This window comes from Paenibacillus sp. FSL H8-0280 (assembly GCF_045040665.1).
Classification (GTDB): Bacteria; Bacillota; Bacilli; order Paenibacillales; family Paenibacillaceae; genus Paenibacillus; species Paenibacillus xylanexedens_A.
Map to the genome: position 1 here is coordinate 2,886,278 of NZ_CP150296.1, position 12,585 is coordinate 2,898,862.

The 12,585-nt window shown below is 45.4% G+C and carries 10 protein-coding genes; 9 read left to right on the top strand and 1 reads right to left on the bottom strand.

Features of this window, described 5'->3' with window-relative positions:
- Positions 1-119: 119 nt before the first annotated feature.
- Positions 120-1,229: a helix-turn-helix transcriptional regulator gene (locus MHI12_RS13015; protein ID WP_405172588.1), complete on the bottom strand. Its 1,110-nt coding sequence runs from the start codon at positions 1,227-1,229 to the stop codon at positions 120-122.
- A 129-nt stretch (positions 1,230-1,358) separates the two neighbouring features.
- Here MHI12_RS13015 and MHI12_RS13020 point away from each other — a divergent pair, with 129 nt between their 5' ends.
- The 9 genes from MHI12_RS13020 (at position 1,359) to MHI12_RS13060 (ending at position 12,537) form a co-directional block, all read left to right on the top strand.
- The gene (locus MHI12_RS13020) at positions 1,359-2,066 is read left to right on the top strand and encodes a class I SAM-dependent methyltransferase (protein ID WP_405172589.1); all 708 of its coding nucleotides are present in this window, start codon (positions 1,359-1,361) and stop codon (positions 2,064-2,066) included.
- Positions 2,050-3,147, top strand: coding sequence for a saccharopine dehydrogenase family protein (locus MHI12_RS13025; RefSeq protein ID WP_405172590.1), 1,098 nt, complete (start codon positions 2,050-2,052; stop codon positions 3,145-3,147). The genes MHI12_RS13020 and MHI12_RS13025 overlap by 17 nt, the downstream gene beginning before the upstream one ends.
- Positions 3,148-3,221: 74 nt before the next feature.
- Positions 3,222-3,515: a hypothetical protein gene (locus tag MHI12_RS13030; protein WP_074094818.1), complete on the top strand. Its 294-nt coding sequence runs from the start codon at positions 3,222-3,224 to the stop codon at positions 3,513-3,515.
- A gap of 77 nt (positions 3,516-3,592) precedes the next feature.
- Complete coding sequence (locus MHI12_RS13035; RefSeq protein ID WP_405172591.1) at positions 3,593-4,885, top strand: amidohydrolase; 1,293 nt, start codon at positions 3,593-3,595, stop codon at positions 4,883-4,885.
- A 192-nt stretch (positions 4,886-5,077) separates the two neighbouring features.
- Positions 5,078-6,106, top strand: coding sequence for a hypothetical protein (locus MHI12_RS13040; protein ID WP_405172592.1), 1,029 nt, complete (start codon positions 5,078-5,080; stop codon positions 6,104-6,106).
- Between the two features lie 90 nt (positions 6,107-6,196).
- Complete coding sequence (locus MHI12_RS13045) at positions 6,197-8,149, top strand: S-layer homology domain-containing protein (protein ID WP_405172593.1); 1,953 nt, start codon at positions 6,197-6,199, stop codon at positions 8,147-8,149.
- 386 nt (positions 8,150-8,535) lie between these two features.
- Positions 8,536-10,500, top strand: a complete 1,965-nt coding sequence (locus MHI12_RS13050) for an ATP-binding cassette domain-containing protein (RefSeq protein WP_405172594.1) — start codon at positions 8,536-8,538, stop codon at positions 10,498-10,500.
- Between the two features lie 28 nt (positions 10,501-10,528).
- Positions 10,529-11,197, top strand: coding sequence for a response regulator transcription factor (locus MHI12_RS13055; RefSeq protein ID WP_405172595.1), 669 nt, complete (start codon positions 10,529-10,531; stop codon positions 11,195-11,197).
- Positions 11,198-11,199: 2 nt separating this feature from the next.
- On the top strand, positions 11,200-12,537 hold the full coding sequence (locus tag MHI12_RS13060) for an ATP-binding protein (RefSeq protein ID WP_405172596.1): 1,338 nt from the start codon (positions 11,200-11,202) through the stop codon (positions 12,535-12,537).
- Positions 12,538-12,585: the final 48 nt, after the last annotated feature.

Consider the following 12,585-nt stretch of genomic DNA (forward strand, 5'->3'; position numbering starts at 1 on the left):
TGCTTCTTAATCAATAGTATATAGAAAAAGATGCCATTACGAGGATATCGTATTGGCATCTTTTGATTTTTACTCATTATTTGATAGTTAAGTGGATTACCGGGAAATTGCATCAGGATTTATATCGCAGGTTCATCCGACAGCTGGAAACGGGAAACGAAATACCAGATGAGCTCGCGACGTGAGGATACCTTGGTTTTGGCGAAAATGGATTTTAAATGATCCTGAACGGTGTAGACAGAAATATGCATCGCGGCAGCAATCTCTTTGGAAGAATAGCTGCGCAGCACATATCCGAGCAGTTCCCGCTCTCGACTGGATAATCCGTGGCTTTCGGCGAGCAAGGGCAGCAAATCCTGTGGCATCGCCTGCTCCAAACGGATAGCAATCTGATCCGGTCCCGTAAGCTGTTGCATGAGACTGGCATGAAGTATGAGGTAACGCCCATCCGGAAGTTGAATGCAAACTTTGGAGGGTGAGTCGGGTGCAATCTGAGTACTCACGACCAATTCTGCCCGATTCTTGCGCTGCAAGTGTGAACTCACTGCACGTACCGGACGGGGGAGAACATCAGGCCCTACATGTTCCAGCATGCGCAATTGTGACAGCCAATATTGAGCGGAGGCGTTCAGGGATAAGAGCTGGAACGTGTCTGAGGTGATCAAAATTCCGGGTTCCTCGGGACTTTCACTCGTGATCTCATCGATCAGTGTCAAGCTCGTGGACCGCAGCATTGATGCAATAGAAGCAGTCCAGGACTGTATCATCCACCGCTCCTCCTCTGTAAAGACAGCATTTTCTGTCTTACGATATAGGGTCAGATATCCCCAGCAAGCGTCTCCACTGACCAATACAGCACGTAGTTCATCACCGAACCCCGCTGGCTGAAGAATGTTGATATAACGTGGGCTTTGTTCAAGCTGTAAGTTCATGGACGTATGAAGTGTAGCTGTATGCTCACCGCTGCGAATTAATTCAGCGTATTTATGTATATCTTCTTCCATGTATTCATTGATGAATAACCGATCATGAATGGCCTCAATGCCATCTTCTGTCACGGCTCCTGTGGAGAGAAGAGTCAGAGGATCAACGGTGGTAAAGCAGTATGCGTCGTAAGGTACAACCGAATGGATCTGCTTGAGAACAGCTTCCCGATAGGTACGTGAGGTCCAGGTTCCTTTTTCAAGAGAAGTGATAAGTCTGTGGTTCCGATCAATACGTGATGTCAACAAGATTACTCCTCTCTCTGTGCGCATATCCCAATGTTCTGGGATTGTAGGCTCGCCGTATCCTTCTATAATGAAATTAGACGAACAACGAGTCAAGTCTAACTTCAATTCAAGAGGAGTGCAGTGTCCATGAATCACAATCCATCACCGATGAGCTGGGAAACAGCAGATGTTCATCGTTACGAACAATCGATAGCCCTGAAAATTCCGGGTTATTCTCATATGCATGATCTAATGGAACGGCTGCTTGCAGCAACTGTTACAGATAACAACGATATTCATATCCTTGTTGCCGGAGCGGGAGGGGGAAAAGAGATTGCTCTGCTCGGATCACGTCATGCCGGTTGGACATTGACTGGAGTAGATCCATCACAGCCCATGCTGCAACTTGCTGAGAAACGAGTCGCGGAAGCAGGCATCGGTTCCAGAGTGAAGTTGCAACCTATCACGGTTGAAGAATTGCCGGAGGATATCGTATATGATGGGGCGACAAGCATGCTCATGTTACATTTCCTTCAGGGGATGGAGGCCAAGAGAACGTTTCTGACCAGCCTCGCAACGAGACTTAAACCGGGTGCACCACTGATCATTGCGTCTGTAAATGCCCATCTTCGTTCACCTGCACATCCAACTATGATGCAAGCTTGGAAGGATCACATGTTGAGTGTGGGCGTCCTTCCTGAAGAGTGGGAGCGGTTTGCTGCTTCCCTGGGCCGTGAATCTGATCCAATATGCTCTGAAGAGATGACTAAGCTACTGACCGAATGCGGTTTCTCACATATTACACGTTACTTCGGGGCGTTCTGGGTGGAGGGGTATTATGCAATTCGAAACTAACGTGAAGCCTATGAAAGATCAGATCTGGGTGGTTGGCGGTTATGGTCAAGTGGGGCAGATGATATGTACTCAACTGGGGAAAATGTTCCCGGGTAAAGTATGGGCTGCGGGTACACGCATGAACCGTGCGGAGGAATTCAGCAGGTCTACAGGTGGTGCTGTGCTACCACTTCAACTGGATGTAACACGGCCTGTAGAGCCATCCATGTTAAGGCCTGTGAAACTGGTCATCATGTGTGTGGATCAGAGCGATACCCGTTTTGTTGAAGCCTGCGCACAAGCCGGAACCGACTATATTGATATTTCTGCAAAATATGATTTTCTCGCCCAGGTGGAACAACTGCATACCAAAATGCAACGTTCCCAATCGACCGCGATCCTCAGCGTTGGATTATCACCCGGAGTGACTAATTTGCTTGTGCGAGAAGCGACCATGCATATGGATCAGGTGGAGGAAGCAGACATTACCGTAATGCTGGGACTTGGAGAGAAGCACGGAAAAGCTGCCGTGGAGTGGACCGTTGATCAGATGAATGCCACTTACCAAGTGATGCATAAGGGCAAACCTGCTGAGGTACAAAGTTTCGGAGATGGCAAACGTATTGATTTTGGAGCAAAACTAGGGCAGCGGAAGGCCTATCGATTTAACTTTTCGGATCAGCATGTGGTTGCCCGGACGTTACGTATTCCAACCGTATCTACCAGACTCTGTCTGGACTCTCGCTGGATCACAGGATCCATGGCAATCTCCAAACGTGCAGGGTTGTTTTCGTTGCTGAGTATCCCGTGTATTCGGAATGGAACGGTTAAGGCATTTGGCCGTATTCCTGGGGGAGAGCCAATGTATGCAGTCAAGGTCGATGCCGTAGGATGGGAAAATGGTGAGCAAATCCGCGTCGAACAACTACTGGTCGGCGCAAAGGAAGCAGATGCAACAGCAGCCGTAGCTGCAGCCGTGGCAGAACGTGTGTATAAAATAGAATTGCCTCATGGTGTGTTTCATATTGAACAGTGTCTCTCTTTGCAGGACATTCAGGATGCACTTCATACGCCACTAAAGGTGACGACCAAGATCACCTAGTTTCATGTTCTTTTGCTGAGAACCTCCGATCTGCTATGATGGAACAATAATCATGGCATGAATGGAGGGAGATCATGAACTGCGTTGCTGTATTACCTTATTACAAAGTACAGAGAGAAGTGACGGGTCTCGCCCAAGAGATTGAGATGAATGCCCGCTCCATGATTCTGTATTCAGATAAAATCGTGACCAAATACCGCGAGTTCAACATCACGGAAGTGTTTGATATGTCATTTCGCCGTATGGGTGATGAAGGTGGATTTTTCTATCTGCACACAAGCACAGGAGTATATCCATATATGGTCGAAATCGACCCCAAACCTTTTATACAAACTTTCAGAAAGATGACGATTCAAAAATTGAAATGACTTGACCTTGCCGTTACGTGAAGGCTTACCCTCGGATAGGAAGGAACCATAACCAATCCAGAGGAGCCGTGAATGTAATGAGTATATTGATTCAGCAAGCGACCATCTTAACGATGAAAAATGCCGATGCCCCCTTCACGGGGGATATTCGTGTTGAGGGAGATCGTATTACGCAGATTGCCGATCACATTCTGCCTCAACCGCAAGATGAGATTATCGATGGTCGCAATAAGGTTGCCATGCCAGGACTGATTAATGCCCACCAACATACACCGATGAGTCTGCTCCGGGGATTCTCGGATGATCTGAAGCTGATGGAGTGGCTCGAACGCAAAATGTTGCCTGCCGAAGCGAGGATGAACCCGGAAGACATCTATTGGGGTGCCAAGTTATCCATCGCAGAGATGATCCGTTCGGGTACCACTGCTTTTGCGGATATGTATATCCATATGAATGAGATTGCAGAAGCGGTTAAGCAAACGGGTATGCGGGCATCGCTTACACGTGGGATGGTATTCATGGAAGATGATGGGGGACGCAGGTTGCAGGAGGCGATCGATCTGGTACAACGCTGGTCTGGAGCGGCCGATGGGCGGATTACAACCATGTATGGACCCCACTCACCCTATACATGTCCTGTAGAGCCGCTACGTGAAGTCATTGCTCTGGCTGTCACTGAGGATATTCCTCTGCATATTCATCTGGCTGAGACAAAGGAAGAAGTTGTAAAGATTCGTGAGCGCTATGGCATGACACCGACAGAGTATTTGGAAGAGGCGGGGATGTTCGAACAGGCACATGTACTGCTTGCGCATGGTGTACATCTGAATCGAAGGGACATCGGCAGATTGAAGAGCATGCGCGGCGGTGTAGCACACAATCCAGTCAGCAATCTGAAGCTGGGGTGTGGAATTGCTCCAATTACCGAGATGTTGGCACAGGGAATTAACGTGGGAATCGGAACGGATGGAGCGGGAAGTGCCACAACCGTGGATATGTTCGAGGAGATCAAAGCCGCGACCTGGCTGCAAAAGCTGGACTATGGCGACCCAACTCGCTTGCCAGCCAAGGATGTACTAAGAATGGCTACACGCGGAAGTGCTAGTCTGCTAGGTCTACAGGATGAAGTGGGTAAGCTTGAGGTGGGGTGCAAAGCTGATCTGATCCTGATCGATCTGGCGAAACCACATCTTCAACCGGTACATGAGGTAGAGTCGCTACTGGCATACAGTGTAAACGGTGCGGATGTGGATACCACGATCGTGAATGGTCAGATCCTCATGAGAGGCAGAAAGCTGCTCACGATCGATGAGGATGAACTTTACCGTGAGGTGAAGGTTAGAGCCAAACGGATTGTTGAGGGAATTTAATTTTAGGTGAATATGATCCGAACTGGAAAATGATTTGTGTTCAAAACGCTATGGAGGCTTACTCCATGGCGTTTTTTGTCGAATTACAACTGGAAATAGTTCTATAGTCCTGTTCAGAATCGGTTCAGAATGACTCGTTATACTGAGCATGTAGTTGTTCAAATTTGAAATGTACACGAGGAGGAACATGAATTGAAGGGGAAACAAAACAAAAAACGGCTTAAGCCGATATTGAAAAAAAGCATGTTGACTGCACTCGGGTTGGGCATTGCGTTGCCTATAGGTGGAACGCTTCCACAAGCTAATGCAGGAGAAATTGGCCCAGAGATTAACATTTCACGGCCTGTGCTCAACGATGGCATCCATTGGTTAAATTATTCATCGGAACAAAACGATCCTTCTTTTGTGTCCGGTGTACCCATCGAGGTAACGAACAGAACAGTTACGATTGATTTAAGTACCCATTTTAATTCGAATGAGTTTAATATCATCAGCGCCACTTCAGGTGATTATAGTGTAGCAAGCGTATATATAGAAGGTGGAAATAAATTAGTTGTGGTTCCTTATAGAAGTGGCAAAATCAACATCGAATTGAAGGCTTATTATACTGTATCTGATGTACCGGAAACGGTTACGGATAACTTTGAACTTAACATTAGTAAAAAAGGGGATGTAAATGCAGACGGAAAAGTGAATTCTCTGGATGCAGCAGACCTTTTGACTTATCTTCGTAATATGGTCAGTCGCCGCGGTTATTCTTATGTAGAGATGAACCGAATGGACGTGGATCGTAATGCAGAACCCACTTTGGGGGATATGAATGCGTTGTTAACCGGATATGCCAATAAAACACTTGGCGCGAAAAACAATGACTATGTGTTGACCTTTCAACAAGTGGACGATGCGCCGTATGTGCTGAATGGTCAATTGAAGGATTACATGGAGAACGTAATTGCCACAGATTATTATTTAATGGATGTTGATGGTGATGATATTGATTACATCAATTCTCCTTCTTATCAGTGGTACCGCGCAACAGACCCTTCAGGAGAAGATATCGTTCCAATAGAAGGGGAGACACGAGAACAGCATACCGTTACATCTGAGGACGAGGATTATTATCTTGTGCTCGAAGTGACTGCTCATTCCAGTTCGGACGCGAATACGGAGCCTAGACGAGTATACATTGTTGGAAAAGAAAAAATACAACGCCCTGATTAAGTCATATTTTTTAATTTAGATAACAAATAACAATTTTTTTCTATCGTTACCATACATTATACCAATTGATACAGACATGGAGGCTAATACATGTTTCAACCGAAAAAGAAACGTCCAAGAATCAGAAGAACAATGTCAGGTCTCATCGCACTGACGCTACTCTCGTCTCTCGTATTCCCGAGTATAGCTGGGGCAGAGCCGGCAGAACCATCACAGGTGCAATTTGCAAATGTTAGTGTACAGGCGGGGCAGACGGTTCATGTCCCTGTTACATTGAAGCAGTCCTATTCTCAGGTTAGCGCTTATAATATGCAGATTGATTATGATACATCTGCCCTGGAAGTTGTCCGTATCACGCCTAAATCTGTCAGCACCATTAGCACATCTCCAGAAGAAACCGGTACAGGAGACTTCCAGTACGTAATTAATAACGAAGAAGGTTGGGTACGGATCATCTGGGTTGATTTTACTGGGGGTGACCACTCAATTGTAGATGAAACCCAATTATTTGATATGGAAATCAAAGCCAAAAGCAATGCGGCGCCTGGAACGAAACAGCTATCCGTAGATCAAACTGATTCAGAACATTGGCATTTTACAAATGTAGAACACAATAGTGGTGCTCAGTTGTCTGGTGGAACAATCACAATTACAGCAGCAAACTCAGGTGGCGACAATTCTGGTTCGACACCTACACCGAATCCTGGTAACTCTTCGGGTGGAGGAGGAGGTAGTGTATCACCAACCTCCCCTGTTGTTACCCCTGTTCCATCGACTCCGGCGGTAACTAAAGGTGTAGACATCTATGTGAACGGTCAGAAACAGGAACAGTCTGCTACGGCTAGCACATCAACGGTAAACAATCAGGTTACCACCACGGTTCATGTGGATAATGACAAAGTCATCAATCAGATTGGTAGTGGATTAAGAACGCTTCTGCTGCCTATTACAGGTACTGGTAAAGGCGCAGTCGTTGGTGAACTGAACGGCAAGCTGGTCAAAACGATGGAAGGAAGTAATGCCGAAGTTGTCATACAGACTGATAGCGGTACGTACACACTTCCAGCTAATCAGATTCGGCTAGATCAGATTCTCAATCAATTCGGAAACACGATTCCATTGGAAGATATCACTATTCAAATCGCTATTGTGCCTAGTGCTACATCCAAGCAAACAGCAATTCAGGCCGCAGCGGACAAGCTGGAGAACACTACGGTGGTTGCAACTCCGGTTGATTTTGAAGTAAAAGCGATCTGGAATGGGCAGCAAGTTAATGTAGATCGTTTCAACTCTTATGTAGAGCGCTCCATTACTTTGCCAGAGGGTGTCGATGGTTCAAAGATCACGACAGGAGTTGTGCTTCAGCCAGATGGCAGCCTTCTGCATGTACCGACAAAGGTTATCAAAGGTAACGGGCAAGATTCTGCTATTATTAATAGCTTGACGAACAGCACTTACGCCCTGATCTATCATCCGGCAACATTCAGCGATGTAACGAATCACTGGAGTCGTGATGACGTACAGGATCTGGCATCCCGTCTGATCGTTGAAGGTACTGGTGAGAACGTATTTGCGCCGGACCGGAGTATTACGCGGGCAGAGTTTACGGCTGTTCTGTTAAGAGGTTTGGGCCTGCACTCCCCGCGCAGTACAGAAGCGGCATCGTTCACAGATGTGAAGACTGGCAGCTGGTATGAGGATGAGGTTCAGACGGCTGTGTCCTACGGACTGATCTCAGGTTATGCTGACGACAGCTTCCGTCCGAATAGCGAAATTTCTCGTGCGGAAGCGTTGACCATTGTGTCACGTGCGATGAAACTGGTCGGTCTGGCACAGGCAAACGCGTCAGAGACAACAAGTCTGCTGAGCACATACAGCGATAGCGCTAAAGTACAGGCATGGGCAGCAGAGCCGGTTGCATCGGCGATTAAACAAGAGCTGGTACAAGGTGCTGATGGCAAGCTGATGACAGATGCAGACATTAGTCGTGCGCAGTCGGCGGCGATTGTGAAAAGGCTGCTGGCAAAAGCGGGATTAATCTAAACTTTATAAGTTGAACTAAAGATTATTTACACTGACACTACGACGATAGAATAACCTTCCAATCGCTGTTATCCCCAGATTTTTTTGAATCCCTTTTCCAAAGGTGAAAATCCGGGGATAAAGGCGAACGCTTCGCTTTTTCAGGTTTTTTCTGTCTTCTCCGTTATCGTGTAAATGATTAGTTTAACTTATATTATCAAATGCAATAACGAAATAAGATAACCCGAGTCCTTATATCTAAGGATTCGGTTTTTTTGTATATAGTTCTTTTGAACAACCTCTTATAGGTGCAATGGTCCAGTTCATTATCAGTTCATACTGATTTGTTACGATATGAACATCAAATAGATAGATATTGTGCATGATCAGGAGAGGAAGAGATCCATATGAAAATACTGGAAGTTAAAAATGTGAAGAAATCATACACCTTATATGGAAAAGAAAGAGTTCCGGTACTCCACGGTTTGAACTTAAGTTTTGAGACAGGGGAATTTGTCTCCATCCTTGGCGAATCTGGCTGCGGTAAGTCGACACTGATGAATATCATTGGTGGCATGGACTCCGACTATGAAGGGGATGTCGTTGTTCGTGGCAAGAACTTAAGTGCAATGACAGAGAAGGAAATGGATGATTATCGGAAGAATAATATCGGCTTTGTCTTTCAAAATTTCAATCTGATCCCGCATCTGTCTGTCCTCGAAAATGTGACGATTGCGATGCAAATGACGGATACCAATGAGAAGGAGCGGAACCAACGTGCCGTTGATATATTAACAGAGGTTGGGCTGAAGGATCATCTGAACAAACGTCCTAACCAGTTATCTGGCGGTCAGAAGCAACGGGTTTCCATCGCACGGGCTTTGTCCAACAATCCCGATATTATTTTGGCTGATGAACCGACAGGTGCTCTGGATAGGGAAAACGGAGATCAAATCCTCGCTTTGCTCGATAGCATAGCCAAAAAGGGAATGCTGGTGATTGCCGTAACTCACTCGCAGAAAGTCGCTGACTCCGGTACACGTATTGTGAAGGTTGAAGAGGGGCGCATTAGTGACGATATTCACCTGAAAGATCCTTCTACGGCTGTTTACGAGAGTGGTCAGGATTCTTCCCGGAGCTTGAGTTTGCTTGCTTCATTCAAGATGGCACTTAAAAATATGAAACTCAACGGCAAGCGTAATGTACTGGTAGCATTGGGTGGATCTATAGGCATATTAAGTGTACTCCTGATGCTCTCCTTGGGGAATGGTATAACGACGTATATGAATGACGAAATCAATTCGAGTATGGACCCTTTGCTCGTGGATATAACCAAGCCGAGTGAAGAAGCCAAGGACATGCAAGGTCCCGAGGCCTTGATGGCACCAGGTGAACCGTTCACCGAAGCTGATGTTGAGACGATTCGCAATTTTCCTAATGTGGATCATGTAGAGACAATTACAACTATTACAGGCAAATCGACTATGGTGAATGAAAAACAAAGTGTGGGACTCACGCAATTAACAACGTTAACGGATGCTTTTGATCCAGCATTGATAACAACGGGTGTTCTGCCGGTAGAAAATGAGATGTTGTTACCCCTCGATACGGCGAAACAATTAAGCGGAAATGATCAAGCTGAAACCATGATCGGTAAGTCTGTGTTTCTATATATCAACGAGATGGATGGCAATAATAAACCGGTAACTTTGGAGAAAGAAGTAACGATCTCAGGTATCTATGAAGCCGCAGATCAACGATCTCCAATGCAACAATCCCCGGGATACATTTCATCAGGGACGCTAGAGCAAATGTATACGGACAAAGGAATAACAATCGGACCGATTCAGGTTAACGCCTATGCAACCGATATGAAATATGTAAATGATATCAATGAAGCTGCTGTTGATGCTGGCTTCGCAGGCTCCCAGATGGCCAAAGTTATGGAGAATATCACGACATATGTAAGTATGGCTTCCATTGTGCTCGCGGGTATTGCAGGCATTTCGTTGATCGTATCTGGTATTATGATATTGGTTGTACTCTATATTAGTGTCGTGGAACGGACAAAAGAGATCGGCATTCTTCGGGCCATTGGAGCTAGAAAGAAAGATATCAAGCGAATATTCTTCTCCGAATCTGCCTTATTAGGCGTATTTAGTGGTATTATTGCGGTGGTCTTTGCAGTGATCATTAGTTATGTATTAAATATTCTCCTGGACAATGCGTTTGGAGCCAAACTCATTAATCTCTCGGGATATTATATCTTGTTTGGTATCGTGGTAAGTACAGGAATTAGTATCGTGGCCGGTTTGATGCCATCATCAAAAGCGGCGAAGCTGGACCCGATGGAATCCTTGCGATACGAATAAAACCAATTGCGGAAAGGATAATGGCTGCATGAACACAATTCTGGTGGTGGACGATGATTCCCATATCCGCAAATTAATCCGAATCTATCTTGAAAAGAATCAATTCTCCGTGCTGGAAGCACCAGACGGTCAAGAGGCGTTAGATATCCTCTCGCATACGAAAGTTGATCTGGCGATTGTGGATGTGATGATGCCGCGAATAGACGGCATTGAACTGACGGAAGATATTCGGTCTTATCTGGATATTCCAATCCTGATGGTGACTGCCAAGGGAGAATCCAAGGACAAAGTCAGAGGATTTAATGCCGGGTCAGACGATTACCTGGTTAAACCATTTGATCCTGTGGAGTTAATCCTGCGTGTAAAATCGTTACTGAAAAGATATAACAAAAGTTCATCAAACATGATTCAGATCAGCGGTGTAACGATTGATTTGGGCAATCTGATGGTTGTTGCGGACAGACAAACTATCGAATTGAAAAAGAAGGAATGTGAATTGTTATTTTCTCTGGCGAGTTCGCCAGGGAAAATATTCACACGTACACAGCTTATAGATGACATATGGGGCATCGATTACGAAGGAGATGAGCGTACAGTTGATGTACATATCAAACGGTTAAGGGAACGTCTTGAACATGTTCCTGAGTTAGTGATCTCAACGATAAGAGGACTCGGTTATCGGCTGGAGCGGGCATGAAAATGTTTAGAAAAAGCCTGCGACTTCGCATCGTAGCTACATTTATCGGGATTGTTCTGGTGAGTTTAATTCTCTCCTTTATGATAAATAACGGGTCTCAGGAAAAAACACCGAATCGGTTTATGGTTACCTTTGCTCAAGATCTCGCTACACTGATTAACCTGATCGATGATCCGGAAAAAGTACAATCAAGCTTAGGTATCTTTGCTCGCTACGGGTTAAATATCACTCCCGTGAATGAACAAAGTGAAGTGTTATCTTCCTTGCCAGAGGACAAGGTTCATTCGTTATTTGAAACGGGTACAACGGATGCCATTTTTCTGTCCAGTAAAGATGGAATCGCGACCATAGGTGTTCCTGGAACAAACGAGGGGATCGGCACATTTCTGATTCAAAGTGATTTCTCATCTCTTTTTCATACACTGCGAAACACGCTCTTAACCTCACTATTAACGGTTCTGGTTATTGGCAGCTTATTAATCTTGTTCATGTCTGGGTACATTGTGAAACCGATTAAGAGATTAACGGTTGCAGCGAAGGAGATGTCATCAGGTGACCTGTCGGTCCGCTTGAAACATAATAATCAGGATGAGTTTGGGGAACTGATGGAGAGCTTTAATCATATGGCCAGTGAGTTGCAGAAAATTGATTCGGTTCGTGATGACTTTGTCAGCAACGTCTCTCATGAAATGCAGTCTCCGCTCACATCAATTAGAGGATTCACCAGAGCACTACAAGATGGTGTTATTCCATTAGAAGAGCAGAAAGAGCATTTGGATATTATCTATGAGGAAACGCTGCGCTTATCGAGGCTCAGTGATAATCTGCTTCGGCTAGCCTCGCTGGATTCAGAGCATCATCCGGTTCATTTCACCACATTCCAGGTAGATGAACAATTAAGAAGGGCGATTTTACTGGCAGAGCCGCAGTGGGCTCAGAAGGACATACAGATCGAACTGGACTTGTTGCCCTGCGAGATCACAGTGGACAAAGATTTGTTTGATCAGGTCTGGCAAAATTTAATAAACAATGCGATCAAATACACCGGTCCTAAGGGTACCATTCATGTCGAAATTGAGACGTCATCTTCACATGTAAAGGTATTGATTAGAGATTCAGGACAAGGTATACCTGAGGAAGCACTCCCGTATATCTTTGATCGATTCTACATGGTGGACAAAGCACGGAGCAGCTCGCTTCGAGGAAATGGATTGGGTTTGTCCATTGTGATTAAAATTTTGAAATTGCATCAATGTACAATTAATGTAGAGAGCGAAGTAGGAAAAGGTACACAGTTTATTGTCACGATCCCCAGATCGACTATTACACCTACATCTTAAGGCAACCCAGAACAGAGAGAGCAGTATGGAAACAATCGGTCCCTGTGC